The organism is Streptomyces sp. NPDC056503 (assembly GCF_042794995.1).
Classification (GTDB): domain Bacteria; phylum Actinomycetota; class Actinomycetes; order Streptomycetales; family Streptomycetaceae; genus Streptomyces.
The window spans coordinates 12,393-38,474 of record NZ_JBHTST010000073.1; the positions used below are offsets into that span (position 1 = coordinate 12,393).

General features: G+C 73.1%; 22 protein-coding genes. 14 read left to right on the forward strand and 8 right to left on the reverse strand.

What is annotated here, in order from left to right:
* Window position 1: 1 nt before the first annotated feature.
* Complete coding sequence (locus ACFQ8C_RS21800) at window positions 2–1,702, reverse strand: extracellular solute-binding protein (RefSeq protein ID WP_383459995.1); 1,701 nt, start codon at window positions 1,700–1,702, stop codon at window positions 2–4.
* 347 nt (window positions 1,703–2,049) lie between these two features.
* On the opposite strand from ACFQ8C_RS21800, the gene ACFQ8C_RS21805 reads away from it, so the two are divergent.
* On the forward strand, window positions 2,050–4,953 hold the full coding sequence (locus tag ACFQ8C_RS21805) for a glycoside hydrolase family 3 C-terminal domain-containing protein (RefSeq protein WP_383459998.1): 2,904 nt from the start codon (window positions 2,050–2,052) through the stop codon (window positions 4,951–4,953).
* Window positions 4,954–5,104: 151 nt separating this feature from the next.
* Complete coding sequence (locus ACFQ8C_RS21810; protein ID WP_383459999.1) at window positions 5,105–5,671, forward strand: hypothetical protein; 567 nt, start codon at window positions 5,105–5,107, stop codon at window positions 5,669–5,671.
* On the opposite strand, the gene ACFQ8C_RS21815 is transcribed toward ACFQ8C_RS21810, so the two are convergent.
* The 4 genes from ACFQ8C_RS21815 to ACFQ8C_RS21830 all read right to left on the reverse strand — a co-directional run bounded on the left by ACFQ8C_RS21815 (window position 5,631) and on the right by ACFQ8C_RS21830 (window position 8,584).
* Window positions 5,631–6,824 carry a Cmx/CmrA family chloramphenicol efflux MFS transporter gene (locus ACFQ8C_RS21815; RefSeq protein ID WP_383460051.1) on the reverse strand — a complete coding sequence of 398 codons (1,194 nt, stop codon included), beginning with the start codon at window positions 6,822–6,824 and terminating at the stop codon, window positions 5,631–5,633. The genes ACFQ8C_RS21810 and ACFQ8C_RS21815 overlap by 41 nt on opposite strands.
* 274 nt (window positions 6,825–7,098) lie before the next feature.
* Complete coding sequence (locus ACFQ8C_RS21820) at window positions 7,099–7,560, reverse strand: pyridoxamine 5'-phosphate oxidase family protein (RefSeq protein ID WP_383460002.1); 462 nt, start codon at window positions 7,558–7,560, stop codon at window positions 7,099–7,101.
* Window positions 7,557–7,748, reverse strand: coding sequence for a DUF397 domain-containing protein (locus tag ACFQ8C_RS21825; RefSeq protein WP_383460004.1), 192 nt, complete (start codon window positions 7,746–7,748; stop codon window positions 7,557–7,559). Before ACFQ8C_RS21825 ends, ACFQ8C_RS21820 begins: the two co-directional genes overlap by 4 nt.
* Complete coding sequence (locus ACFQ8C_RS21830; protein WP_383460007.1) at window positions 7,745–8,584, reverse strand: Scr1 family TA system antitoxin-like transcriptional regulator; 840 nt, start codon at window positions 8,582–8,584, stop codon at window positions 7,745–7,747. The genes ACFQ8C_RS21825 and ACFQ8C_RS21830 overlap by 4 nt, the downstream gene beginning before the upstream one ends.
* 94 nt (window positions 8,585–8,678) lie before the next feature.
* Between ACFQ8C_RS21830 and ACFQ8C_RS21835 the strand changes: the two genes are divergently transcribed.
* The gene (locus tag ACFQ8C_RS21835; RefSeq protein ID WP_383460010.1) at window positions 8,679–9,167 is read left to right on the forward strand and encodes a hypothetical protein; all 489 of its coding nucleotides are present in this window, start codon (window positions 8,679–8,681) and stop codon (window positions 9,165–9,167) included.
* Window positions 9,168–9,211: 44 nt separating this feature from the next.
* Here ACFQ8C_RS21835 and ACFQ8C_RS21840 read toward each other — a convergent pair whose 3' ends face one another.
* The 3 genes from ACFQ8C_RS21840 to yicI form a co-directional block, all read right to left on the reverse strand.
* A complete protein-coding gene (locus ACFQ8C_RS21840; protein ID WP_383460013.1) occupies window positions 9,212–10,063 on the reverse strand; it encodes an NAD(P)H-binding protein in 852 nt (283 codons plus the stop codon).
* Between the two features lie 312 nt (window positions 10,064–10,375).
* A complete protein-coding gene (locus tag ACFQ8C_RS21845) occupies window positions 10,376–10,864 on the reverse strand; it encodes a VOC family protein (protein WP_383460015.1) in 489 nt (162 codons plus the stop codon).
* 25 nt (window positions 10,865–10,889) lie between these two features.
* On the reverse strand, window positions 10,890–13,139 hold the full coding sequence (gene yicI / locus ACFQ8C_RS21850) for an alpha-xylosidase (protein ID WP_383460017.1): 2,250 nt from the start codon (window positions 13,137–13,139) through the stop codon (window positions 10,890–10,892).
* A 303-nt stretch (window positions 13,140–13,442) separates the two neighbouring features.
* On the opposite strand from yicI, the gene ACFQ8C_RS21855 reads away from it, so the two are divergent.
* From ACFQ8C_RS21855 to ACFQ8C_RS21905, 11 genes are all read left to right on the forward strand, one after another.
* Window positions 13,443–14,120, forward strand: a complete 678-nt coding sequence (locus ACFQ8C_RS21855) for a GntR family transcriptional regulator (protein ID WP_383460021.1) — start codon at window positions 13,443–13,445, stop codon at window positions 14,118–14,120.
* A 2-nt stretch (window positions 14,121–14,122) separates the two neighbouring features.
* Window positions 14,123–15,025 carry a dihydrodipicolinate synthase family protein gene (locus ACFQ8C_RS21860; RefSeq protein ID WP_383460024.1) on the forward strand — a complete coding sequence of 301 codons (903 nt, stop codon included), beginning with the start codon at window positions 14,123–14,125 and terminating at the stop codon, window positions 15,023–15,025.
* Complete coding sequence (gene araD, locus ACFQ8C_RS21865; protein ID WP_383460026.1) at window positions 15,022–16,755, forward strand: L-arabinonate dehydratase; 1,734 nt, start codon at window positions 15,022–15,024, stop codon at window positions 16,753–16,755. The genes ACFQ8C_RS21860 and araD overlap by 4 nt, the downstream gene beginning before the upstream one ends.
* A gap of 128 nt (window positions 16,756–16,883) precedes the next feature.
* A complete protein-coding gene (locus ACFQ8C_RS21870; protein WP_383460029.1) occupies window positions 16,884–17,822 on the forward strand; it encodes a carbohydrate ABC transporter permease in 939 nt (312 codons plus the stop codon).
* Window positions 17,819–18,739, forward strand: a complete 921-nt coding sequence (locus ACFQ8C_RS21875; protein WP_383460032.1) for a carbohydrate ABC transporter permease — start codon at window positions 17,819–17,821, stop codon at window positions 18,737–18,739. Before ACFQ8C_RS21870 ends, ACFQ8C_RS21875 begins: the two co-directional genes overlap by 4 nt.
* Window positions 18,736–19,905: a Gfo/Idh/MocA family protein gene (locus tag ACFQ8C_RS21880; RefSeq protein WP_383460035.1), complete on the forward strand. Its 1,170-nt coding sequence runs from the start codon at window positions 18,736–18,738 to the stop codon at window positions 19,903–19,905. The genes ACFQ8C_RS21875 and ACFQ8C_RS21880 overlap by 4 nt, the downstream gene beginning before the upstream one ends.
* Window positions 19,902–20,747, forward strand: a complete 846-nt coding sequence (locus ACFQ8C_RS21885) for a PmoA family protein (RefSeq protein ID WP_383460038.1) — start codon at window positions 19,902–19,904, stop codon at window positions 20,745–20,747. Before ACFQ8C_RS21880 ends, ACFQ8C_RS21885 begins: the two co-directional genes overlap by 4 nt.
* Entirely contained in the window at window positions 20,744–22,324 is a 1,581-nt protein-coding gene (locus ACFQ8C_RS21890; protein ID WP_383460041.1) for a family 43 glycosylhydrolase, read from the forward strand. Before ACFQ8C_RS21885 ends, ACFQ8C_RS21890 begins: the two co-directional genes overlap by 4 nt.
* Before the next feature lie 110 nt (window positions 22,325–22,434).
* Window positions 22,435–23,772 (forward strand): ABC transporter substrate-binding protein, encoded by a 1,338-nt coding sequence (locus ACFQ8C_RS21895; protein WP_383460042.1) that lies wholly within the window; start codon window positions 22,435–22,437, stop codon window positions 23,770–23,772.
* The gene (locus ACFQ8C_RS21900; protein WP_383460054.1) at window positions 23,769–24,593 is read left to right on the forward strand and encodes a rhamnogalacturonan acetylesterase; all 825 of its coding nucleotides are present in this window, start codon (window positions 23,769–23,771) and stop codon (window positions 24,591–24,593) included. Before ACFQ8C_RS21895 ends, ACFQ8C_RS21900 begins: the two co-directional genes overlap by 4 nt.
* A gap of 12 nt (window positions 24,594–24,605) precedes the next feature.
* Window positions 24,606–25,901 carry a polysaccharide lyase family 1 protein gene (locus tag ACFQ8C_RS21905; RefSeq protein ID WP_383460045.1) on the forward strand — a complete coding sequence of 432 codons (1,296 nt, stop codon included), beginning with the start codon at window positions 24,606–24,608 and terminating at the stop codon, window positions 25,899–25,901.
* Window positions 25,902–26,082: the final 181 nt, after the last annotated feature.

The following is a 26,082-nucleotide window of genomic DNA, read 5'->3' on the forward strand; positions in this document are numbered from 1 at the left end:
GTCAGCTCGCCGCGGAGCCGGTGGTGTCGAGGAGCTTCTTGTACCAGTCGCGGAGCTGGTCGCCGCCCTTGGACTTCCACTCCGAGACGGCCTGCTGCATGTCGGAGACCTTCTTGCGGCCGCGGACGATGTCCTTCTCCAGCTGCTCGAAGTCGTTCATCAGGCCGGTCCACTGTGCGGGTTCGGCGACGGTGAGGCCGTAGAAGGAGGACTTCCGGGTGAGGGCGCCCATCCGCTGCTGCCACTCGACCTGCGCCTTGGTGATCTCCGGCATGTCGGGGTGGGCGATGTAGGGGGCGGGGCTGGCGACGAACATCCAGGAGCTGCTGACCTCCTGGTTGCCGGCGTCGGTCTTGACGGGCAGGCCGTCCTTGACCGTGTGGTGGACGCCCTCGACGCCGTAGTCGGTGAGCATGCGCTCCTTGGTTCCGTAGGGGGCGGCGGTGAAGTTCGCGATGGCGAGGGCGTCCTCGATCACCGCCTTGGAGGCGCCCTTGCGGACGAAGGACCAGATGTTGGCGGGGTTGGTGGCCCACAGCTCGGGGGCGCCGCCGGCGTGGCCGGGGATGTCCATCGCGGCCATCGCGAAGTCCGGGTTCCGCGCGGCCATCTCGGCGGTCTTGCCGTACCAGTGGGAGAGGTCGTTGTTGTAGACGAGGCACTGGCCGGAGGTGAAGCGGAGACTGGTGTCGCCCTGGTTCTGGGCCTTCTCGTCGGGGTGGACGACGCCGGCGTCGAAGAGCTTGCGGGTCCATTCCAGGGCTTCGAGGTACTCGGGGGTCTCGATGCGGTTGACCAGCTTGCCGTCGACGAGGTTCCAGCCGAGCGCCTTGTCGCTGCCGTTGAGGACCCCGAACATGTTCCAGGCGGTCCAGGTCATGTCGGCGCAGGCCCACACCTTGGCCTTGGCGCTGGTGATCTCCTTGGCGAGGGCGAGGAACTCGTCGGCGCTCCGGGGAAGCTGCCAGCCCTTCGCGTCGAAGAGGTCCTTGCGGTAGAAGGGCGCGAGGTTGGTGACGTACGAGGCGGGCATGGGCAGGCCGCGGAGCCTGCCGCCGAAGATGCCGCGCTGCCAGGCGTCGGTGGGGACGGCGGCGAGGTTGGGGTAGGCCTTGACCTTGTCGCCGGAGAGGTACGGGCCGAGGTCCTCGAACTTGGCGTTGATCGCGCTCGGGATCTTGCCGCCGAGGTTCCAGCCGGGGACGACGACGATGTCGGGGATGTCGCTGGAGGCGAGGACGGCGCCGAGCTTCTGGTCGTAGACGTTGCCGTCCTGGTTCTGCCAGGCGACCTGGACGCCGACGGCCTCGTTCATGGCCTTGTAGTACGGGTTGCCGGGGGCGGGCGGGGTGCCCCAGAAGGGCGCCATGACGGTGAGCGCGCCGCCCTTGCCGAGCTTCTCCGGTACGGACGCCTTGAGCTGGGCGGCGGGGATGGCGCGGGTGTAGCCGGCGGCGGAGCCGTCGCGCGCGGGGACGTCGGCGGGGACGACGCTGCTGGCCACGAAGGCGGGGAGGATCCTGGCGGCGTCCTTGCCGCTGGTGGTGCCGTCCTTCTTGCCGGTGTCGTCGCCGCCGCCGCAGGCGGTGAGCAGCGGGGCCCCACCGGCGACCGCGACGGCGGCGACGGCGCCGGTGGCGAGGAAGCCCCTCCGGCTCTGCTCGGTTCTCGGGGAGCCCGTGGAGGCGGCGTTCGGCGTCATTGCGTCAACCCTTCATGGCACGCGCCAGGACACACGGCGCCCGAGGGGTCGCCGGCCGGCTGCGGTGTGTGGAGGTGGAGCAGGAGCGAGAAGCGGGGAATGCGAAGCGGGGGAGTCGAAGCGCTTCGATGTTGCTGCGAGGTTAAGTGACGACCACTAGTGCGGCAAGAGTCGTTCAGGAGTTTCTCGAAGCGGTGCCCGGGGAGCCGGGATGTCTTCAACTCCTGTGGACAACAGGGCAAGTGAAGGGCTCCGGAACCTTGACACCCATCCCGGAGGGAACAAGCATCGAAGCGCTTCGAAACTTCCGGCCGCCGTCCGGCGACCGCCGTCCAAGGGACTCGTACGTGACCGCAGACCGGCCGCCCTTCCGTGACCCGGCCCTCCCCGTCGACGCACGCGTCGCCGACCTCATCGGCCGTCTCACCCCCGCCGAACGCCTCGCCCTCCTGCACCAGTTCACGCCCGGCGTCGAACGCCTCGGGCTCGCCGCCTTCCGCACCGGCCAGGAGGCGCTGCACGGCGTCGCCTGGATGGGCCCGGCCACCGTCTTCCCGCAGGCCGTCGGCCTCGGCGCGAGCTGGCACCCCGAGCTGGTCCGCCGGGTGGGCGAGGCCGTCTCCCGCGAGGCGCGGGTGATGCGCGCCAAGGACGAGCGGGTCGGCCTCAACGTCTGGGCCCCCACCGTGAACCTGCTGCGCAACCCGCTGTGGGGCCGCGGCGAGGAGGGCTACTCCGAGGACCCGGCCCTGACCTCGGCCATCGCCGTCGCCTACACCCGCGGCCTGCGCGGCGACCACCCCACGTACTGGCGCACCGCGCCGGTCCTCAAGCACTGGCTCGCGCACAACAACGAGACGGCCCGGGACACCTCCTCGGCCTCCGTCCGCCCGCGCGTGCTCCACGAGTACGACCTCCGGGCCTTCCGCGGCGCCGTCGAGGCGGGCACGGTGGCCGGCGTCATGCCCGCGTACAACCTGGTCAACGGCCGCCCCAACCACCTCTCCCCGTACCTGGAGTCGGAGCTGCGCTCCTGGACGGAGCAGGAGCTGCTGGTCTGCTCCGACGCGGGGGCGCCGAGCAACCTCGGCGACTCCCAGGCGTACTTCGCCACCCACGAGGAGGCGGTCGCGGCGGCCCTGCGCGCCGGAGTCGACTCCTTCACCGACCACGGCACCGACAGCACGGTCGTCCTGGGCCGGCTGGAACGGGCCATGGAGCGGGGCCTGATCGACCAGGAGGACGTGGACCGGGCGGTGCGCAGACAGCTCACCGTGCGGCTGCTGCTCGGCGAGTTCGACCCCGGACTCGACCCGTACGCGCCGGAGTCCGCGTCCGCCGAGGAGTCCGCGTACGACACCGCCGGCCACCGCGAGCTGGCCCGCGAGGCGGCGGAGGCGGCGCTCGTCCTCCTGCGCAACGAACCGGTGGACGGCGGCGCTCCACTGCTGCCGCTGGACCCCGGCCACACCGGACGGATCGCGGTCGTCGGGCTCCTCGCCGACGCCGTCAAGCTCGACTGGTACAGCGGCACGCTGCCGCACCGCTCCTCCCCGCTGGACGGCGTCCGGGAGCGGTTCGGCGCGGACCGGGTGGACTTCGCCGAGGGCGTCGACCGGATCCGGCTGCGGACCGCCGACGGGCGCGCGCTGCGCGTCCCCGAGACCCCGGACGAGGAGTCCGGACGGGACGCGGAGATCGCGCTCGACCCCGCGCTGCTCGCCGGCCGCACCGACCTGCCGCCGCTGACCGCCGAGGCCGACCCCGGCGCCGAGGGCTCGGTCCTCGACCTGATCGACTGGGGCGACGGGGTGCTGACCCTGCGCGCCCCCGGCGGCCGCTACCTGTCGGTGGCCGAGGACGGCCTGCTGCGCGCCTCCGCGGACGAGCCGGGCGGCTGGGTCGTCCAGGAGACGTTCCGGTTCGAGACCCACGGCAGCGGACAAGACGGGCTCCTCCTTCGGCACCTCGGGACGGGTGGCTACGTCTCTGTCGCCGCCGACGGCGTGAAGGTTGCCGCCGATCGCGAAACGGCCGAAGTCCTCACCGTGGAGACCGTCGAGCGCGGCGAGGACGCCGTCGCCCGGGCGGCCGCCGGGGCCGGGACGGTGATCGTCGTCGCCGGGAACGACCCGCACGTCAACGGCCGCGAGACCGAGGACCGCACGACCCTCGCGCTCCCGCCCCACCAGGACCGCCTGTGGCGGGCCGCGCACGCCGCCAACCCGCGCACGGCCCTCGTCCTCGTCTCCTCCTACCCGTACGCGGTCCCCGACGCGGCCGCCACGCTCCCGGCGGTCCTGTGGACCGCGCACGGCGGCCAGGCCGCCGGCACCGCGCTCGCGCGCGTCCTCGCCGGGGACGTCTCCCCCGCCGGGCGCCTGCCGCAGACCTGGTACGCCTCCGACGCCGACCTGCCGGACCTCCTCGACTACGACGTGATCGGCGGCCGTCAGACCTACCTCTACTTCGACGGCACGCCGCTCTTCCCCTTCGGCCACGGCCTGACCTACACGAGCTTCGGCTACCGGAAGCTGACGGCGGCCCCGGACGCGGAGGAGGTGCGCGTCTCCTGCGCCGTCACCAACACGGGCACCGTCGCCTCGGACGAGGTCGTCCAGGTGTACGCCCGGCCCGTCGCCCCGTGCGTACCGCGCCCGCACCGCGCCCTCGTCGCCCACCGGCGCGTCCACCTGACGCCCGGCGCCACCGCGACGCTCGACTTCACGGTGCCGCTGTCGGCCCTCGCGTACTGGGACGTGGCGCACGGCCGGTGGATGCTGGACCCGGGGGCGTACGAGTTCCTGGCCGGCCCCTCCTCGGCCGACCTCCGCCGGACCGTCCGGGTGGAACTGGCAGGCGAGGCGCCGGGCCCGCGCCCGGTCCTGGAGGCGGGTCTGGAGGCCGCCGACTACGACGAGCAGACCGGCACGGTGATCGTCGACCGCACCCGCGCCTCCGGCGACGCGGTGACGACGGCGGAGGCCGGTTCCCCCGGCACCCTCCTCTTCCGCGCCTGCGACTTCGGCGACGGCGTCACCGAGCTGGCGGTGACGGCCGCCGGCGAGGGCGAGCTGGTCCTCTCCACCGGTACGGGAACCACCGAACTGGCCCGCCTCACGCTGCCGCCCACCGGCGACCGGTACGCCTACACCACCGTGGGGGTCCCCTGCCACGTCCGCGACGTGACGGACCTCCGCGTCGAGCTGCGCGGTCCGCTGCGCCTCGCGCACGTCGCCTTCTCCGGCTGAGGGACCGGGGCGGCGCGACGGAGGGGAGCGCCCCGCCGGCCTTCCTCCGGGCCCGGCGGGCGCTCCCCGGGGCCCGGCACCGGAACCTTCCGGTGCCGGGCCTCCGTCATGCCCGGGATAGGGTCGGTCGGACCGACGTCCAGGGGGGACCTTGACCAGCACCACACTCGTGCGCCGCACCGCTCTGCTCGCGGCGGCGCTCGCCGCGCTCGCCGTCTCCTGCGCCACGACCCCGGAGCGCGATCCGGCGTCGGACGCCCTTCCCGCGCCGTCCGTGACGACGACGGCCAGGGCGGCGGCACCGGAGGCGACGGAGGCCGCCGAGCCCACGGCCGCGCCCGAGCGCCCCGACGCCTTGCCCGACGACTCCACGCCCGCCGCGCCCCCGTCGGCCGACCCGTACGCACCCGTCCCCGGCGAGAAGGTCCGCGACGCCTTCGCGACCCTCCAGGCGACGTACCACGACTCCTGCGAGACGGACTGTACGCACTTCCTCGGCCGCGTCCACAGGGAGCTCCAGGAGCTGGACATGGCGATGAAGGCCGACCCGAAGGGCCCGGGCCACTTCCCGGAGCCGATCGCGCGGATGGCGGAGCTGAACGAGACGCTGGCCGGGGACGCCTCCTCCCCGAACCTGAAGAAGCACCGGAAGGAGCTCATCGGCACTCGCGACTTCGTCAACACCTGGATGCAGGGCCACCCGGAGGACTACCGCTGACGGCGGCGAACGCCAGCGCGACGGCGACGAGCCCCGCGCTCAGCAGGAACGGACCGGTGGGCCGTCCCAGCACCAGCACCGCCGACAGCGGCCCCGCCACGGCCCCCGCGTTGAGCGCGGCCGTGGCGTAGGCCCCGCCGAGCGCGGGCGCACCGGCCGCCTCGCGCAGGATCCGGGCGACGAGCGTCCCGCCGAGGGCGAAGGACAGGGCGCCCTGGACGAGGAGCAGACCGAGGAGAGCCGCCGGCCGGTCCGCCAGGACGGCGAGCGCGGCCCACCCGGTCAGCAGCACCGGCCCTCCGACGGCGAGCAGCCGGTCACCGTGCCGGTCGGCGAACCGCCCCGCCACCGTGACCCCCGCGAAGGAGCCCGCGCCGAACAGCACGAGCGCCACCGGGACCCAGGGCCCGGAGAGCCCGGCCGGTCCGGTGACGACCGGGGCGAGGAAGGTGAGGGCGCCGAAGGTGGCGGCGTTCACGAGTGCGGCGAGGACCATGACCCGCACGAGCCCGGGTGCGCGCAGCACCCTGAACTCGGCCCGCAGCGGGACCCGTTCGGCCCGGCCGCCGGGCACGCCCCGCAGGATCCCGAGCGCGGCGGGCACGCAGAGCACGGCGACCGCCCAGAACGCGGCCCGCCACCCGGCGACGGCCCCGAGCAGGGCACCGCCCGGCACCCCGACGACGGTGGCGACGGTCGTCCCGCCGAGGAGCACGGCGAGCGCGCGGGCCCCGCGGTCCGCGGGGACCATGGCGGTGGCGGTGGTGAGGGCAAGCGCGAGGAACCCCGCGTTGGCGAGGGCGGCGGCGACCCGGCTCAGGAGCAGGACGGAGAAGCTGCCGGTCACGGCGGAGACGACGTGCGCGGCGAGGAACACCAGCACGAAGACGGACAGCCCCGCCCGCCCGGACCACCGCCGGGCGAGGACGGCCATGAGCGGCGCGCCGATCACCATGCCGACCGCGAAGGCGGAGGTGAGCGCCCCGGCGGCACCGAGGCTCACCCCCAGGTCACGGGCGAGCTCCGGCAGCAGACCGGCGAGCATGAACTCCGAGGTGCCCATGGCGAACACGGCCAGGGCGAGCAGGTAGAGGGGCAGGGGGTTCCGAGGAGCCTGAGGGCTCCGACGAGGCTGAGGGCGCCGAGAAGGCAAGGGGTGCCGAGGAGGCTGGGGCACGGAGGGCTCCGAGGTGAGGCGAGAACGGTGGACGTCGTCTCGTCACCACCGCCGGCCTCCGGCCCCGCCCCTCACGACGTGCCGCGCACGTCGGATCGCCGGTCGGCGCCGGGTCAGGGGGTACGGAGGCTCAGGGGCTGACGGCGTGACCGAAAGCCCCCGGTTCTGGATGCCTCGGGGCTGGACATGAGGGGCACCCTAACGCCGTGCCCGCCGGGGCCGCACTTCCTTTTCCGTACGGCTCCGAAGGTCATCCCGCGCCCCAGACGCCCCCCGTCATCAACTGCCGCCCCGCCAACTCCGGCTCCTCGTGCCACGCCTGGACGTCGGTCGGCCGGACCCGGAACCAGCGGTAGGCGGGCCCGGCACGGCGGGCGTCCCAGCCGGTCTTCGCGCGGAACGCCTCGGCCGCCTCCGGCGGGACCTCGTCGTGGGTGTACGCCGTGACCTCGCCGTCGACCAGGACGACGTCCCGGGTGTCGCCGAGCGCGAGCCGCGTCCGGCCGTTACCGGCGAGGTTCCGCCCGGTCGGGTTGGAGAGCCGCGTGACGAGCCAGACGTCGTCCCCGTCCCAGAGGAAGGAGAGCGGCACGAGGTACGGCAGCCCGTCGGGCCCGGCGGAGGCGACCCAGAGGTCCGTCTCCCGCGCGAGGCGGCCTCGTACGTCCCTGACGCGCTGGGCGCTGTCGCGCGGCGGCTTGGCGTCGGTCACTGCTTGACGGAGTCGATGAAGGTCGCGAAGGCGGTGGCGGAGACGGCGAGGGCGGGGCCGGCGGGGACCTTCGAGTCGCGGACGGGGACGACGCCGAGGGCGGGGACGAGGTTGTGGGCGACTTCCACGCACTGACCACCGTCGGCACTGTAGGAGGACTTGAACCAGAGGGGGGACTCGGTCGTCACAACATGCCCTTTCGCGCTTCCTGGATCATGGCCACAGTGTCCGTCTGCGAGAGCGACTCCACCGCGAGCTGATGGTAGCCCGTGAGCATGGACGCCACGGTTCCGCTCTCCCGCTCCAAGTGACCTTGGGATTGCGACTCTACGTAGAGGAGAACGGAGCGGTCCGGCAGGGTCGCGAGGGTCACAGGCCGGTTGAACGACCTTCTTTCTCCTATGGCGAACGGCGCCACCTGGAGAACCACGTACGGGCGCGCCGCCAACTCCACGAGCCGGTCGAGCTGTGCGGCCATGACTTCGGGACCGCCCACCAAGTGACGCATGCAACTCTCGTCCATCACGACGAAGAGCATCGGCGGTTGTTCTCGTTCCAGGATCTGCTGGCGCTCAGCCAGAACCCTCACGCGCTCCGCGGCGGGCTTGGCCGTAGTGGCCCCGCGCGCGACCGAGCCGGCTGCCACGGCCCGTGCATACTCGGGCGTTTGGAGGAGTCCCGGAATGATCCCGATCTCGAACAGGCGGATCTCCACCGCCTTGCGCTCCTGATAGACGTACTCCGGGAAGCCCTCCATGAGCACCCCGTGCCGCAGCTGCTGACACTCGCGATCGAACGACTGGTCCGCTCCCGTCAGCCCGAACGCCTCGTCGAGCGCTCCCGAAAACTTGAGAGTTGAGGGTCGGTTACCAGTTTCGACAGCGGAGATGTGCTTACTGGAGTACCTGGTCCGCTCTGCCAGATCCTCCTGCGTCCAGCCCCGATCCTCGCGCAACCTGCGCACACGCGCCCCGTACGCGGCCAGGGGACCGCTGTCCGGCTCCAGCTCTTTGCGATTGACCACAACTCTCCCTCCTGTATTCGCACGTTGAAGGACTACCGACTGTAGGTCACGCTGGTGCCTCCTGGTAGTGAATCCGCTACAGAGAGGAACCCCCATGCCCGACGGCGACCACCCCACCCCCGCCCCCGACCCGGGGACGTACATGGCGGCAGACACACCCGAGGGAAGGCCCCGCCTCGGGAAGGTGACCGCCTGGGACGGCGAGTTGGTCCACCTGCAACAGCCCGGCGGCGGCACCGCCTGGACGGCCGCACCGGCGGCGCTGCGCCGGCCGACGGACGACGAGCGCGCGCTGATCCGCGTCCTCACGACCCCCGTCCCGGCGGCGGCGACGCAGGCCCGCCGGACGTACCCCGAACCCCCCGTGGTGCTCCCCGAGCACCCCGTGCCACCGGCCGTGCCGACTCCGGGCTGCGCGACGTGCGAGCTCGCGGCCGTGTGGGAGCGGAGCTCCCTCCTCAGGCACGACTACTCCCGGGCGGCGGACTTCCGGGTGGAGATGCGCAACCACCCCCACACCGAACCGAAGTCGAGGCCGCCGGAGGACCGCCTACCGCCGGGCAGGGCCCCGGAGTCTCCGTGACACCGGGTCCCGGACCGCCCGGACGTGGCCGGCGATCGCGCCTCTCAGCGGAAGTCCGCCGCGTGGTCCAGGGCCCACTGCCGGAAGGACCGGGCGGGGGTGCCCGTGATGCGCTCCACTTCGTCGTTGACCGGCTCGGGAGCGTCGATCATCCTCGCCTGGGCCGGCAGGATGGCCTCCACCAGGTCCGCCGGGTAGCCCTCGGCCTTCATCTGCTCGACGGCCTCGTCCAGCGTGACCTCATCGAACCGCACGGGGCGCCCGATCGCCTCGCCGATCAGGGCCACCTGCCGTTCCTGGGTGACCAGTTCGGGACCGGTGAGCAGGGGGCGGGCGCCGAGCAGGGCGTCGGTCGTCAGCGCCCGGACGGCGACCGCGGCCGTGTCCGCCTCGTGGATGAGCGGGCGGGCCAGGCCGGCCAGCGGAGCCCGTACGGCGCCGGTGGCTCGGATCTGCTCCGCCCAGCCCAGCGTGTTGCCCGCGAAGCCGGTGGGCCGCAGCGCCGTCCACTCCAGGCCCGACGCCTCGACCAGCCGCTCCAGCTCCGTGTGGAACAGGGTGATCGCCTCGCCGGGCCCCTCCTCCTGGCTCCCGACCCCGGCGGACGACAGGTACACCACCCGCCGGGCGTGCTTCCCGATCGCTTCGATCACCTCCGGCGCGCCGTCGGCGCTCAGGAACGGCCACACCAGGAAGACCGCGTCGACGCCTTCGAGGGCCGGGCCCAGCGAGGCGGGATCGCCGAGGTCGCCGCGTACCGCCCGCACTCCGTCCGGGAAGTCGGCCTCTCCCCGCACCAGCGCCCTCACGGGCACGCCCGCCGCGTGCAGTCGGGCCACCACCGCGCCGCCGACCTTTCCGGTCGCGCCGGTCACCAGGATCGTGGGCTGTGTCATCGCCTTCTCCTCGTCTCGCCGTTCGATGAGACGACTCTCCGACATCAACCAAGGTTCAGGTCAAGCACCGTGGCCGCGGACTTCGCGGTCACGGCTACGCCGACGACCATGGCCGCGGACTTCGCCCGGGCCGGCTCGCCCGGCACCCGGGAACGCGTCGGCTCCGTCCGACGGGCCGAACGGTCCGGCGAACGACGGTGAGCGGTCCGGCCCGAGGCCGGTCCGGACCGCTCACCCGCGCCCGGTCGCGCGTGCTCCTCGGCGGGCTCGGCCACTTCGGCGGGACCGGACGGCCGGGTGCGGGCGGGTACGTCAGCGCAGCGCGCCCTGGACGTACTCCATCGCCTTCGTGAAGACGGGGTCGGCGAGGCGCCGCTCGGCCTCCTCCTCGTCGACGTCCTCGATGTGCGTCTGGATCCACCAGAGGTTGCCGTAGGGGTCGCGGACGCGGCCGACCAGGTCGCCGAAGAAGAGGTGGGTGACCTCGGTGACGGAGGTGCCGCCGGCCTCGACCGCCCGCCGGTGGACGGCCCTCGCGTCGGCCACGTACAGGCGGACGAACGCGGGGGTGGGTCCCCAGCCGGGCGGGCTGTCGAAGGCCATGACGCGGCCGTCGCCGATCCGCAGCTCGGCGTGGCCGATCGTGCCGTCCTCCAGGACGAAGCGGCCCAGGTCCTCGGCGCCGAAGGCGCGCTCCAGGTAGTCGATGAGGCCGGCGGTGTCGGAGCCGATGATCCAGGGGGTGACGGTGGTGTAGCCCTCGGGGACGGCCTGGACGGGGGTGGTGGCGTGCTCGTTCATGCGGCCACGCTAGGGCCCGATCAGGTCAGGTTCCGTCCTCTGCGGCTCCGGGGGTCAGGGGGCTCACCTCGTACGGCAGATCGGTCCCGGTGGCCGTGGCCGTCGGGGCCGCCCCGTCGTGCGTCACGGTGTAGACGGCCGCCGGGGCGCCCCGGTGGTCCGGGACCGTGACGGTGGTCGTGGTGCCGGCGGGTGCGCCGGGGGCGACGAGGAGGGTGAGGCCGTCGGGCCAGTCGGCGTCCGGGCGGTCGGAGGGGGCGGCCAGGGGCAGGACGGCGCCGGGGCGGACGTACAGGGGGAGGCTGTCGAGGCCGTGGGTCTCGCGGCGCCAGCAGGGGCCGGTGACGGTGTCGCCGGTGAGGAGGTGGGTCCAGGTGCCCTCGGGGACGTACACCTCGACCTCGCCGCCGGGGGTCATCACGGGGGCGACCAGGAGGTCGGGGCCGAGCATGTACTGGCGGTCCAGGGTGCGGCTCGTCGGGTCGTCGGGGAATTCGAGGAGCATGGGGCGCATGACGGGGACGCCGGTGGCGTGGGCCTCGGTGGCGGCCGCGTACAGGTAGGGCATGAGGCGGTGCTTGAGGCGGGTGAAGCGGCGGGCCACCGCCACCGCCTCCTCGCCGAACTCCCACGGGACGCGGTAGGAGTCGCTGCCGTGCAGGCGGCTGTGGGAGGAGAGCAGGCCGAAGGCGAGCCAGCGGGTGAAGACCTCCGGTTCGGGGGTGCCCTCGAAGCCGCCGATGTCGTGGCTCCAGAAGCCGAAGCCGCTGAGGGAGAGGGAGAGGCCGCCACGCAGGGACTCGGCCATGGCCTCGAAGGAGGCCCAGCAGTCGCCGCCCCAGTGGACGGGGAACTGCTGGCCGCCGGCGGTCGCGGAGCGGGCGAAGAGGACGGCCTCGCCGGGGCCGCGTTCCTTCTCCAGGAGCTCGAAGACGGTGCGGTTGTAGAGGTGCGTGTAGTGGTTGTGCATGCGCTCGGGGTCGGAGCCGTCGTGCCAGACGACGTCGGTGGGGATCCGCTCGCCGAAGTCGGTCTTGAAGCAGTCGACGCCCTGGTCGAGGAGGGGGCGGAGCTTCTCCTGGAACCAGGCGCGGGCGTCGGGGCTGGTGAAGTCGACGAGGGCCATGCCGGCCTGCCAGAGGTCCCACTGCCAGATGTCGCCGTCGGGCCGTCTCACCAGGTGTCCGGCGGCCGCGGCCTCCTCGAAGAGGGCGGACTTCTGGGCGATGTAGGGGTTGATCCAGAGGCCGACGCGCAGTCCGCGGGCCTTGAGGCGGGCGAGCATGCCGTCCGGGTCGGGGAAGGTCTCCGGGTCCCAGGTGAAGTCGGACCACTGGTACTCGCGCATCCAGAAGCAGTCGAAGTGGAAGACGGAGAGCGGGATGTCGCGGGCGGCCATGCCGTCGACGAAGGAGGTGACGGTCGCCTCGTCGTAGGGGGTGGTGAAGGAGGTGGTGAGCCAGAGGCCGAAGGACCAGGGCGGGGGGAGGGCGGGGCGGCCGGTGAGGGCGGTGTAGCGGCGCAGGACGTCCTTGGGGGTGGGGCCGGCGACGACGTAGTACTCCAGGGACTGGTCCTCGACGCTGAACTGGACCTGGCCGACGGCCTCGGAGCCGACCTCGAAGGAGACCCGGCCGGGGTGGTCGACGAAGACGCCGTAGCCGCGCGAGGAGAGGTAGAAGGGGACGTTCTTGTACGCCTGCTCGCTGCTGGTGCCGCCGTCGGCCTGCCAGATGTCGACGCTCTGGCCGTTCTTGACGAAGGGCGTGAAGCGTTCGCCGAGGCCGTAGACCTGCTCGCCGACGCCGAGGGCCAGCTGGACGGCCATGTGGTGGGCGCCGTCGGGGGTGGTGACGAAGGCGGTGCCCTTGCGGCCGGACCGGGTGAGCGGGCGGCCGTCGGCGTCGAGGAAGTCGAGGGTCCAGGGGCGGGCGCGGTCGAGGCGGAGGCGGAGGGGTCCCGCGGCGAGCTCGACGGTGGTGCCGTCGTCGTGGACCGTCCCCGCGTCGGGGTCGGGGTCGGCGAGGGCGAAGTCGGGGCCCCGGTGGGCCTTGCCGGCGTGGTGGGTGATCCGGACGCCGATGACCCCCTCGGCGGGGGCGTGGCATTCCACCGTGAGGAGCGCCGAGTTCAGGGTGTCGCCGCGGGTGTGGACCCGCTTGACGGAGGCGTGCGCGGTGAGGCGGCCGGGGGCCACGCGCAGGTCGCGGACTTCGGTCGCGTACGAGGCGTGCACGCCCTCGCGCATCAGCCAGAAGCCGTCGGTGAACTTCATGCGGGTCCTTGGGGTGGGGTGGGGTGGGGAGGGGGCCGCGCGGGGTGGGAGGGCCGCGGGGGGCGGGAGGGGTCGCGCCCCCAATAGTTACCCCAGAAAACAAAACCGGGGAACAGCTTCGGGGCGATCCCCGGACGGCGTCGGGGCGATCTCTCCCGGGCCTCCGGGAGGCGAGGGATGGAAAACGCTTTCTATCAACCCTGCGCGAAGCATTGACGAAACATCGGCGCCGCCTTAGCTTCATGCCCGTTGCACTTCGTACGTCATATATGAGACGCGATACATGAGATCTGAGAGTGCTCCATGCCCTATGCCCCCAGCCCCATCCCCTCCCGGACCCAGTACGTCCTGGAGGCGATCAAGCACGACATCCTCACCGGGGGCCTCAGACCCGGGCAGGCCCTCGTGGAAGCCGAACTCGCCGCGCGCTTCGGGGTGTCCAAGACCCCGGTGCGCGAGGCGCTGAAGACCCTCGCGGGCAGCGGCCTCGTGGTGATGAACCAGTACAAGGGCGTCACCGTGCGGATGGTGGACGCGGACATGGCCAGGGCCGTGTACGACGTCCGGCTGCTCCTGGAGCCGGAGGCCGTCCGCCGGACGGTCGCCTCGGGAGCCTCGCTCGACGCGGCCCACGAGGCGCTCGCCCTGGCCGCCGAGGCCGAGGACCCGGCCGAACGGTCCCTCGCCAACCGGGCCTTCCACCGCGCGCTCTACCTCCCCTGCGGCAACCCGCTGCTCGGGCGGATGCTCGACGAGGTGCGCGACCAGGCCGCGCTGGTCTCCACGGTCGCCTGGGCCGCCATCCCCTCCTGGGACCGGGAGGCGGCCGAACACGACGAGATCCTGCGGCTCGCCGCCGCGGGCGACGCCGACGGGGCGCGCCGCGCGGTGCACGCCCACATCGCCTCGTTCGTGGAGCGCGCCTTCCCCGTGAACCCGTCGGAGCCCGCCACGGGCTCCTCCCCCCAGAACAGCGAGTGACGATGACTTTCGAGACCCTTCGGGCCGCCCTCGCCGACGTCGTGGCCATCCCGGTCACGCCGTTCGCCGAGGACGGCCGGGTGGACTCCGCCGCCCACCGCGCGCTGCTGCGCCGGCTGCTCGACGGCGGGGTGCGCACCCTGACCCCCAACGGCAACACGGGCGAGTTCTACGCCCTCACCCCCGAGGAGCGCCGCTCGGTCACCGAGGCGACGGTCGCGGAGGCGGGCGACCGCGCCACCCTCCTGGTCGGCGTCGGCCACGACCTGCCGACCGCCGTCGAGGCGGCCCGGCACGCCCGGGACTGCGGGGCGCACATGGTGATGGTCCACCAGCCGGTGCACCCGTACGTCTCCGAGAGCGGCTGGGTCGACTACCACCGGGCCATCGCCGAGGCGGTGCCGGAGCTCGGCGTCGTCCCCTACATCCGCAACCCGCTGCTGAGCGGGGAGCGGCTCGCCGAGCTCGGCGCGGACTGCCCGAACGTGGTGGGCGTCAAGTACGCGGTGCCGGACGCGTCGCGGTTCGCCGGCTTCGCCCGGGACGCGGGGCTCGACCGGTTCGTGTGGGTGGCCGGTCTCGCGGAGCCGTACGCCCCCTCCTACTTCTCCGCCGGTGCCACCGGGTTCACGTCCGGTCTGGTGAACGTGGCCCCCGCGCTCTCCCTGGAGATGCTGGAGGCGCTGCGGGCGGGCGACTACGGGACCGCGATGAAGGTGTGGGAGCGGATCCGCCGCTTCGAGGAACTGCGCGCCGCCAACGGCAGCGCGGACAACGTGACGGTGGTGAAGGAGGCGCTGGCCTCGCTCGGGCTCTGCCGCCGGGACATCCGGCCGCCGAGCCGGGAACTCCCGGAGGCCGAGCGGGCCGAGGTCGCGGCGATCGCCGGCGGGTGGCCCGTATGAGCGGGGAGCGCGAGGTGCGGCCGGAGGAGCTGCGCAGCCACCAGTGGTACGGCACCGACGGGCTGCGGTCGTTCAGCCACCGGGCCAGGACCCGCCAGCTCGGCTACCTGCCGGAGGAGCACCTGGGCAAGCCGGTGATCGCGGTCCTCAACACCTGGTCGGACATCAACCCCTGCCATGTGCACCTGCGCGACCGGGCGCAGGCCGTGAAGCGCGGGGTGTGGCAGGCGGGCGGCTTCCCGCTCGAGTTCCCGGTGTCCACGCTGTCGGAGACCTTCCAGAAGCCGACGCCCATGCTCTACCGCAACCTCCTCGCCATGGAGACGGAGGAGCTGCTGCGCTCGTACCCGGTGGACGGGGCGGTGCTGATGGGCGGCTGCGACAAGACGACGCCGGCGCTGCTGATGGGCGCGGCCTCGGTGGACCTGCCGACGGTCTTCGTGCCGGCCGGGCCGATGCTGCCGGGGCACTGGCGCGGGGAGACCCTCGGCTCCGGCACGGACATGTGGAAGTACTGGGACGAGCGGCGGGCCGGCACCATCGGCGACTGCGAGATGGCCGAGCTGGAGAACGGGCTGGCCCGCTCCCCCGGTCACTGCATGACGATGGGGACGGCGTCGACGCTGACGGCGGCGGCGGAGACCCTGGGCGTGACCGTGCCGGGAGCCTCCTCGGTGCCGGCGGTGGACTCGGGGCACGACCGGATGGCCGCCGCGTCGGGGCTGCGGATCGTGGAGCTGGTCCGCCGGGACCTCAGGCTCTCGCGGCTGCTGACCCGGGAGGCGTACGAGGACGCGGTCGCCGCCGTCCTGGCGCTCGGCGGCTCCACCAACGCGGTGATCCACCTGATCGCGATGGCCGGGCGGTCGGGGGTGAAGCTGACGCTGGACGACTTCGACCGGATCGCGCGGACGGTGCCGGTGCTGGCGAACCTGCGGCCCGGCGGGGCGTACCTCATGGAGGACTTCCACTTCGCCGGCGGGATGCCGGGCTTCCTGTCGCGGATCGCCGACGTGCTCCACCTGGACCGGCCGACGGTCTCGCACACCACCCTGCGCGAGCAGCTCGACGGGGCCCTCGTCCACGACGACGAGGTGATCCGGGAGCGGCACCGGCCGCTGGCGCCCGAGGGCGGCCTCGCGGTGCTGCGGGGCAACCTCTGCCCGGACGGGGCGGTCGTCAAGCACGTCGCCATGGAGCAGCGGTTCCTCAAGCACACCGGCCCGGCGGTCGTCTTCGACGACTACCGGACGATGCAGCGGACGATCGACGACCCGGCGCTCGGCATCACCGCCGACCACGTCCTCGTGCTGCGCGGCGCGGGCCCCAAGGGCGGTCCCGGCATGCCGGAGTACGGGATGCTGCCGATCCCCACGTACCTGCTGGAGCAGGGGGTGCGGGACATGGTCCGGATCTCGGACGCCCGGATGAGCGGGACGAGCTACGGGGCCTGCGTGCTGCACGTGGCGCCGGAATCGCATGTCGGCGGGCCTCTTGCCCTGGTCCGCACGGGAGATACGATCACCCTCGACGTCGCGGCCCGCTCCCTCCACCTGCACGTCACGGACGAGGAGCTGGAGCGCCGCGGGGCCGCGTGGACCCCGCCGCCGGCCCGGTACGAGCGCGGCTACGGCGCGCTGTACATGGAGCAGATCTCCCAGGCCGACACCGGCTGCGACTTCGAGTTCCTGGCCCGGCCGGGGACGACCCCCGATCCGTACGCGGGCTGACCCCCGCCCGGCCCCACCTGACCACCGCCCCCCTTGTTCGGTATATCGAACGACGTTCGCGAAGCGCTTCACCGCAGGTGGAGCGCGCGCGGACCCCGCACCGCCCGCCCGAGAACGGAGCCGCCGTCATGGCCACAGCTGTGACCAAACCGCCCCGAGCCACCACGGCACGGGGGCGCCGCCGCACGGGAGCGACCCCCCGCCGGCTGCCGTATCTGCTGATAGCCCCCGCCGGCCTGCTGATGCTGGGCTTCATCGCCTACCCCGTGCTGAGCGTCTTCTACTACAGCCTCCAGCACTACAACCCGACCAAGCCCTGGCGGAACGGCTTCGCCGGCTTCGACAACTTCACGAAGATCTTCACCGAGGACCCGCACTTCTGGGGCACGCTGACCTTCAGCCTCAAATGGGTCGTGGTGGAGGTGACGCTCCAGCTGCTCTTCGGCCTGGCGCTCGCCCTCATCGTCAACCAGACCTTCGTCGGCCGCGCCCTGGGCCGGGCCCTGGTCTTCTCCCCGTGGGCCGTCTCGGGCGTGCTGACCTCCGCGATCTGGGTGCTGCTCTACAACTCCCAGACCGGTATCACCCGTTATCTGGCGGACCTCGGGATCGGCGAGTACGGCACCTCCCTGCTCTCCGACACCGCCACCGTCTTCCCCGCGGCGATCGTCGCCGACCTCTGGCGCGGCGTGCCCTTCTTCGCCATCCTCATCCTCGCCGACCTCCAGTCGGTGCCGAAGGACCTGTACGAGGCCGCCGAGGTCGACGGGGCGGGCCGGCTGCGGCAGTTCTTCCACATCACGCTCCCGCACATCCGGGACGCGATCGTGCTCTCCACGCTGCTGCGCGCGGTGTGGGAGTTCAACAACGTCGACCTGCTCTACACCCTGACCGGCGGCGGCCCCGCGGGCGTCACCACGACGCTGCCGCTGTACGTCGCCGAGACCAGCGTCGACGCCCACAACTTCGGTTACGCCTCCGCCCTCACCACGGTGGCGTTCGTGATCCTTCTCTTCTGCTCGATCGTCTATCTGCGCCTGAGCAAGTTCGGAGGCGACAGCAAGTGACCGCCGCTGCCACCCGCACCCGCACCGCCCCCGCCGGCCGGGCCGCGCCCCCCGCGGACCCGCCGGAGGGCACCCCGCCCGCCACCGCCCGCAAGCGGAACCGGGCCTGGGACGAGGTCCCCCGCTGGCAGATCTACCTGCCGCTCGGCATCTACCTCGTCTTCACCCTGGTCCCCTTCTACTGGATCTTCCTCTTCGCCGTCCGCCCGGCCGGGTCGACCTCGCTGCTGCCCTGGCCGATGACGACCGCGCACTTCGAGAAGGTGTGGACCGAGCGCAGCTTCGGGGTCTTCTTCCAGAACAGCCTGCTCATCGGCGTCGCGGTGCTCATCACCACCACGGTGGTCGCGCTGGCCGGCGGATACGCCCTCGCCCGCTTCGACTTCCGGCTCAAGAAGGGCTTCATGCTGGCCCTGCTCTGCTCCCAGTTCGTGCCGGGCGCCCTGCTCCTCGTGCCGCTCTTCCAGATCTTCGCCGAGCTGAGGATGATCAACTCGATCGGCAGCGTCATCCTCGCCGAGACGGTCTTCCAGCTGCCGCTGTCGATGATCCTCATCAGCGGCTTCATCAGGAACGTGCCGCCCTCCCTGGAGGAGGCCGCCTGGGTCGACGGCTGCAACCGCTTCCGCGCCTTCCTCATCGTGGTGCTGCCGCTGCTGCGGCCCGGTCTGGTCGCGGTCGGCTCCTTCGCCTTCGTGCACGCCTGGAACCACTTCCTCTTCGCCCTGATGTTCCTCAGCAGCCAGAGCAAGCAGACCATCCCGGTCGGCCTCAACACCCTCATGGGCGCCGACAGCGTCGACCTCGGCGCGCTCGCCGCCGGCGGCGTCATCGCCGCCCTCCCCGTCGTGATCGTCTTCGCCTTCATCCAGAAGTGGCTCGTCACCGGTTTCAGCGCCGGGGCGGTGAAGGGATGAGCCCCGTGAACGGAACCGAACCGCTGCCCGTCGTCCTCGCGGGCGCCCGCGGCCACGGCCGCAGCCACCTCCTCAACATCCACCGGCTCGAACGGCTCGGCCTGGTCCGCCTGGCCGGCGTGTGCGAGCTCCGCCCGCTCGACGCCGCCGAGCTCGACGGGCTCGGCGACCCCGCCCAGTCCGACGACTTCGAGGCGCTCCTCGCCACCACCGGCGCGAAGCTCGCGGTGCTCAGCACCCCGATCCAGACGCACACCGACATGACCCTCGCGGCCGCCCGGCACGGCGCCGACATCCTCCTGGAGAAGCCGCCCGCCCCGTCCTACGCCGAGTTCCGCCGGATGGCCGACGGGGTCGCGGCGGCCGGCGCCGCCTGCCAGATCGGCTTCCAGTCGCTCGGCTCGCACGCCGTCCCCGCCGTCCGGGAGCTCGTCGCGGACGGTGCCATCGGCGAGGTCCGGGGCGTCGGCGCCGCCGGCGCCTGGGTGCGCGACGAGGCGTACTTCCGGCGCGCGCCCTGGGCCGGCCGACGCCGCCTCGACGGCCTCGACGTCGTCGACGGCGCGCTCACCAACCCGCTCGCCCACGCCGTCGCCACCGCCCTCGCCCTCGCCGGGACCACCCGCGCCGAGGACGTGACCGGCATCGAGACCGAGCTGTTCCACGCCCACGCCATCGAGTCCGACGACACCTCCGCCGTCCGCGTCACCACCGCCGCCGGCTTCCCGGTGACCGTGGCGGCGACGCTCTGCGCCGAGAGGACCGGCGAACCGTACGTCGTCGTCCACGGCACCCGCGGCCGGATCACCTTCTGGTACCGCGAGGACCGGATCCTCCTCCAGCGCGCCGGACACGGCCCCGAGGAGATCGTGTACGGCCGCACCGACCTCCTGGAGAACCTGCTCGCCCACGTCACCGACGGCACCGCGCTGTGCGTGCCGCCGGACGCGACCGGCGCCTTCATGCGGGTCGTCGAGGCGGTCCGGACCGCCCCCGACCCGCGCCCGCTGCCCGCCGCCCACTGGCGCGCCGAACCCGGCGAGAACGCCGAACGGCGGGTCGTGGAGGGCGTGGAGGCCCTGGTGGACGCCAGCGCCGAACAGCTGCGGCTCTACTCCGAGCTCGGCGCCCCCTGGGCGTCGCCGGCCACGGCGGAGGTCCGATGAGCACCGACACGGCCACCACGCTGCGGATCGCGGGCCGCCCGGTCGCCCACTGCGTGACCCGCCCGGCGCTCGCCGCCGACCACTCCCCGCGCCCCTACCTCCACCCGGTGACCACGCTCGCCGGGCGGGCCGTCACCGAGGTGCTGCCCGAGGACCACGTGCACCACCTGGGCGTCTCCGTCGCCGTCCCGGACGTCGAGGGCCACAACTTCTGGGGCGGGCGGACCTTCGTCCGCGGCCGCGGCTCCGTCGAGCTCGACAACCACGGCGTCCAGCGCCACGACGGCTTCAAGCTGTGCGACCCGGACGGCTTCGTCGAGGAGCTGACCTGGACCGCCGGCGGCGAGCGGCTGCTCGCCGAGCACCGCACGGTCGCCGCCGTCGCCCTCACCGACGCGGCGTGGGCGCTCGACCTGACCTTCTCCGTCGCCAACGTCTCGGGCCGCGACCTGTCCCTCGGCAGCCCGGCCACCAACGGACGCCCGGGCGCCGCGTACGGCGGCTTCTTCTGGCGCGCCCCCAAGGAGGCCACCGCGCCCGGGGTGTTCGGACCCGACGCGGACGGCGAGGAGGCCGTGCACGGCACCCGCGCCGACTGGGTGGCGATGTGCGGCGACGGCTGGACGCTGGTCTTCGCCGGGGCGACCGGGACCACCCGCCGCGACCCGTGGTTCGTGCGGGCCGCCGAGTACCCGGGCGTCGGTTCCTCCCTCGCCTTCGGGGAGCGGCTCACGGTGCCGGCCGGCGGGACCTTCGTACGGCGCGTGGTCACGGTGGTGGCCGACGGGCGGCTCGACCGGGACGCGGCGGCGGCGCTCGTGCGGAAGGCGGTGGCGTCGTGACCGGCTCGCCGGTGCCCGAGGTCACCGGCGACCTGGGGAACGGCACGTACCGCAACCCGGTCCTCGCCGCCGACTGGTCGGACCCGGACGTCGTCCGGGTGGGCGAGGACTTCTACCTCACCGCCTCCAGCTTCGGCCGCGCCCCCGGACTGCCGCTGCTGCACTCCCGCGACCTGGTCAACTGGACGCTCGCCGGACACGCGCTGGAGCGGCTCGAACCCGAGGAGGCCTTCGTCCTCCCGCGGCACGACCGCGGGGTGTGGGCGCCGTCCTTCCGGCACCACGACGGCCGGTTCTGGATCTTCTGGGGCGACCCCGACCACGGGATCTTCCAGGTCAACTCGCCTGCGATAGAAGGCCCTTGGACCCGCCCTCACCTGGTGAAGGAGGGCCTGGGACTGATCGACGCCTGCCCGCTGTGGGACGAGGAGACCGGCGAGGCCTACCTGGTCCACGGCTGGGCCAGGTCCCGGGCCGGGTTCAACAACCGGCTCACCGGGCACCGGATGAGCCCCGACGGCACCAAGGTCCTCGACGGGGGCCGGACCCTCGTCGACGCCGACCTCGTGCCCGGCTGGTTCACCCTGGAGGGACCCAAGCTGTACCGGCACGAGGGCCGGTACTGGATCCTCGCCCCGGCCGGCGGCGTCGCCACCGGCTGGCAGGGCGCCTTCCGCGCGGACACCTTCTTCGGACCCTACGAGGAGCGGATCGTCCTCTCCCAGGGCGACACCGACGTCAACGGCCCCCACCAGGGCGGCTGGGTGCGCACCGGGGCGGGCGAGGACTGGTTCCTGCACTTCCAGCAGACCGGCGCGCACGGCCGGCTCGTCCACCTCCAGCCGATGCGCTGGGACGCGGACGGCTGGCCGGTGCTGGGCGACGACGGCTCCCCCGTACGCGTCCACCGCAAGCCCGCCCTGCCGGAGGGGCCGCCGGCCCGGCCGGCCGTCGACGACGCCTTCCCCGGCGGCTCCTTCGGCCCGCAGTGGCAGTGGACCGCCAACCCCGGGGCGGACTGGACGGGCGCGCACGACGGGCCGGGGCTGCGGCTCGCCTGTGTGCGCACCGAGCGGGCCGACGACCTCCGGTCGGTGCCACACGTGCTGACGCAGCGGCTGCCGGCCGGGGCCCGGACCGTGGAGGTCCGGCTGCGACTGGACTCCCCGGCGCCCGGGGCACGGGCCGGACTGCTCGTGCTCGGCGACGCGTACGCCTGGATCGGCCTCGAACGGGGCGCCGACGGGCGGGTGTCGCTCGTCCACCGCTTCGCGCCGGGCAACGCCGACCGCGAGCGGGACGCCGACCGGGCCCGGCCGCTCCCCGCCGGAGAGGCGCTGCTGCGGATCGAGGCCACCGCCGACGCCCGCTGCCGCTTCTCCTACGACGCCGGCGAGGGACCCGTCCGGCTCGGCCCCGAGTTCGCGGCCACCCCCTGGCGGTGGGTGGGCGCCCTGCTCGGCCTGTTCGCCGCCGCGCCCGAGGGCGAAGGGCACGCCGGGACGGGCGTGTTCACCGACTTCCGGGCCCTCGGCACCCCCGCCTCCGCGCCGACCGCCGCCCCCTCCGCCCGCTGAACCCGGCGGGCCCCGTACTCCCCCACACGCGTTCCCCATCCCCCCGAGCACCATCCCCGGCACCACCCGCGTACCACCCCGCGTACCACCCCGAGAGAAGAGAGCCGACGATGACCATCTTCCCCGGCCGGCGCAGAGCCGCCCTCGCCCTCGCCCTCTCCGGCGTCCTCGCGCTGACCGCCACCGCCTGCGGTGACGACGGCAGCGGCGGCGCCGGCGGCGAGGGAACCGAGGGATCGGGCAAGGGCAAGATCACCTTCTGGGACAACAACGGCGGTGTCCGCACCGACGTCTGGAAGGAGATCATCGCCGACTTCGAGAAGGCGAACCCGGACATCGACGTCGAGTACGTCGGCGTCGCCTCCAAGGAGGTGCAGTCCAAGTACGACACCGCCATCCAGGGCGGCGCACTGCCGGACGTCGGCGGCGTCGGCGCGGCGATGCTCGCCGGGATCGCCGCGCAGAACGCGCTGGAGCCCCTGGACCAGCGGATCGAGAAGAGCTCCCTGTTCGGCAAGTTGAACAAGGGCATGGTCGACTCCGTCAGGGCGGCCGGCGGCCAGGACGAGCTCTTCACCGTCCCGACCTCCGCCAGCAACGGCGTCCTCTACTACCGCACCGACCTCTTCGAGGCGGCCGGTCTTCAGGAGCCGTCCACCTGGTCGGCGTTCTACGCCGCGGCCGACAAGCTCACCGCCAAGGACAAGAACCAGTTCGGCTACACCATCCGCGGCGGCGCCGGATCGATCGCCCAGGCCCTCGACGCCATGTACGGCCAGAGCGGGATCCAGAGCTTCTGGGAGAACGACAAGACCACGGTCAACGACCCCAGGAACGTGGCCGCGCTGGAGAAGTACGTCGGCCTCTTCAAGAAGAACACCCCGGCGGCCGACGTCAACAACGACTTCACCAAGATGGTCGCCCAGTGGGACAGCGGCCAGATCGGCATGCTGAACCACAACCTCGGCTCGTACCAGGACCACGTGAAGGCCCTGACCACCGAGAAGTTCCGCGGCATACCGAGCCCGACCCTCGACAACGGCACCCGGGTGATGGTCTCCAACCCGGTCGACGGCCTCGGCCTCTTCTCCAGCAGCAAGAACAAGGCCGCCGCCTGGAAGTTCATCGAGTTCGCCGCCTCCCACGCGTCCAACTCCACGTGGAACAAGTCCGCCGGCGCCATCCCCGCCAACACCGAGGCGGCGCAGGACCCGTGGATCCAGGAGGCCGAGCCGACGAAGCTCGCCGCCGACGTCCTCTTCGGCGGCAAGGCCACCATCGTCCAGCTGCCCTACTACCTGCCCGACTGGAACACCATCTCCAAGGCCGACAACGAGGCCAACTTCCAGAAGGTGCTGCTCGGTTCGATGACGGCGAAGAAGTTCGCCGACACCCTCGCCGAGCAGCTCAACGAGGCCCAGGCCGAGTGGAAGAGCCAGCAGAAGTGACGCTCGGCCGCCGTGAGGCGGTCGCGGCCGGGGCGGGACTGATGCTCGCCCTGGCCGCCCGGCCGGCCGCCGCCCGCACCGAGGACTCCGCCGGGTCCTCGCCCCGTCGCCCCCGCACGCTCTTCGTCGCCGGGGACTCCACCGCCGCGCAGAAGTACGCCGACGCGGCCCCCGAGACCGGGTGGGGCATGGCCCTTCCCTTCTTCCTGCACCGGTCGGTCACGGTCGCCAACCACGCCGTCAACGGACGCTCCACCAAGAGCTTCCTCGACGAGGGGCGGCTGGACGCGATCACGGCCGCGCTGTGCCCGGGCGACGTCCTGCTCGTCCAGTTCGGCCACAACGACTCGAAGACCACCGACCCCACCCGTTACACCGACCCCTGGGGCTCCTACCAGGACAACCTGCGGGTCTTCGTCGAGGCGGCCCGCTCCCGGGGCGCGCTCCCGGTCCTCGCGACCTCCGTCGAGCGGCGCCGCTTCGACGCCGCCGGCACCGCCCAGCGCTCGCTCGGCGACTACCCGGCCGCCGCCCGGGCCGTGGCCGCCGCCTCCGGCGTGCCGCTCCTCGACATCGAGGCGCTGTCCCTCGCGCTCTGGCAGCGACTCGGCCCCGAGGCGACCAAGACCTACTTCAACTGGACCGCCACCGAGCAGGACAACACCCACTTCAATCCGCCCGGCGCGATCGAGGTGGCCCGGCTCGTGGCCCGTGAACTGCTCCGCACCCGGGTCCTCGCCCCCCGCGAGACCCGCAGGCTCGACGACGCCATCCCCACCGAATGGATCGCCTGGCCCCCCGCATCCCCTTCCGCATCCTGAGGAGAACCGCGCGTGAACAGAAGCACGAAGCTCGGGGCGGTGGCCGCCGCCGCCCTCGTCCTCACCGTCACCGCGCCCGCCGCCGGCGCCCACTCCGGGCACCGCCCGGCCGCCGACCCGGCCCGCGCCACCCTCCCCGCCGGCGACGGCTGGGCCTCCGACGGCACCGGCACCACCGGCGGCGCCGCCGCCGACGCCTCCCGCGTCTTCACCGTCACCACCTGGGCCGAGCTCCGGGCCGCCCTCGCCGTCCCCGGCACCGAGCCCCGGATCGTCAAGGTCGCCGGCACCCTGAACGCCACCGAGGCCGGCTGCGGCGCCTTCGAGGCGCCCGGCTACGACTTCGACCGGTACCTCGCCGACTACGACCCCGCCGTCTGGGGGTACGAGAACGAGGTCACCGGCCCGCAGGAGGAGCTGCGCGCCGCCTCGGCCACCGCCCAGGGCCAGGCCATCAAGGTGAAGGTGCCCGCCAACACCACCCTCGTCGGCGTCGGCCGGAACGCCACGATCCTCGGCGGCAGCCTCCAGGTCCAGGGCGTCGACAACGTGGTGGTCCGCAACCTCACCCTGGAGAGCCCGCTCGACTGCTTCCCCCAGTGGGACCCGACGGACGGCGCCACCGGCGCCTGGAACTCGGAGTACGACAGCCTGGTGGTGTACGGCTCCACCCACGTCTGGATCGACCACAACACCTTCACCGACGGCGCCCACCCGGACAGTTCGCTGCCCTCGTACTACGGCGAGGTCTACCAGCAGCACGACGGCGAGCTGGACGTGGTGCGCGGCGCGGACCTCGTGACCGTCTCGTGGAACGTCTTCACCGACCACGACAAGACGCTGATGATCGGCAACAGCGACAGCGCGGGCGCCACCGACCGGGGCAGGCTCCGCGTCACCCTCCACCACAACCTCTTCGACGACGTGGTGGAGCGGGCGCCCCGGGTCCGCTTCGGTCAGGTCGACGCGTACAACAACCACTTCAAGGTGCCGGACGCCGACTACGTGTACAGCCTGGGCATCGGCCAGGAGTCGCAGCTGTACGCGGAGAAGAACGCGTTCACGCTCGGCTCCGAGGTGCCGGCCGGGCAGATCCTGAAGAAGTGGAAGGACGCGCCCGTCACCACCACGGGCAACTACGTCAACGGGCGCCCGGTCGACCTGCTGGCCGTCCACAACGAGCAGTTCCCGGCGGAGGCGCTGCGCGGCGACGCGGGCTGGACGCCCGAGCTGCGCACCCGGGTGAACCACCCGCTGGCCGTGCCCTTCCTCGTCGGCCACCACGCCGGCGCCGGCCGGCTGCGCTGACCGACCCCCCGACCCCGGGCCGGGGCGGAGCGCGGCACCCCCGTCCCGTCGCGCCCGCCCCGGCCCCGGTGCACCCCCCTGGCCCCCCCCAACCCCACCCCAGGGAGACCCCCACCCCCCCCCCCCCCCCCCCCCCCCCCCCCCCCCCCCCCCCCCCCCCCCGCCCCCCGGGCAAGGCAGC

Excerpts from the sequence above, each read along its gene's own strand:
- yicI (WP_383460017.1), bottom strand. The coding sequence starts at position 13,139 with ATGAAGTTCACCGACGGCTTCTGGCTGATGCGCGAGGGCGTGCACGCC.
- ACFQ8C_RS21860 (WP_383460024.1), top strand. The coding sequence starts at position 14,123 with ATGACTTTCGAGACCCTTCGGGCCGCCCTCGCCGACGTCGTGGCCATC.
- ACFQ8C_RS21895 (WP_383460042.1), top strand. The coding sequence starts at position 22,435 with ATGACCATCTTCCCCGGCCGGCGCAGAGCCGCCCTCGCCCTCGCCCTC.
- ACFQ8C_RS21845 (WP_383460015.1), bottom strand. The coding sequence starts at position 10,864 with ATGAACGAGCACGCCACCACCCCCGTCCAGGCCGTCCCCGAGGGCTAC.
- ACFQ8C_RS21880 (WP_383460035.1), top strand. The coding sequence starts at position 18,736 with ATGAGCCCCGTGAACGGAACCGAACCGCTGCCCGTCGTCCTCGCGGGC.
- ACFQ8C_RS21835 (WP_383460010.1), top strand. The coding sequence starts at position 8,679 with ATGCCCGACGGCGACCACCCCACCCCCGCCCCCGACCCGGGGACGTAC.
- ACFQ8C_RS21800 (WP_383459995.1), bottom strand. The coding sequence starts at position 1,702 with ATGACGCCGAACGCCGCCTCCACGGGCTCCCCGAGAACCGAGCAGAGC.
- ACFQ8C_RS21855 (WP_383460021.1), top strand. The coding sequence starts at position 13,443 with ATGCCCTATGCCCCCAGCCCCATCCCCTCCCGGACCCAGTACGTCCTG.
- araD (WP_383460026.1), top strand. The coding sequence starts at position 15,022 with ATGAGCGGGGAGCGCGAGGTGCGGCCGGAGGAGCTGCGCAGCCACCAG.
- ACFQ8C_RS21840 (WP_383460013.1), bottom strand. The coding sequence starts at position 10,063 with ATGACACAGCCCACGATCCTGGTGACCGGCGCGACCGGAAAGGTCGGC.
- ACFQ8C_RS21870 (WP_383460029.1), top strand. The coding sequence starts at position 16,884 with ATGGCCACAGCTGTGACCAAACCGCCCCGAGCCACCACGGCACGGGGG.
- ACFQ8C_RS21885 (WP_383460038.1), top strand. The coding sequence starts at position 19,902 with ATGAGCACCGACACGGCCACCACGCTGCGGATCGCGGGCCGCCCGGTC.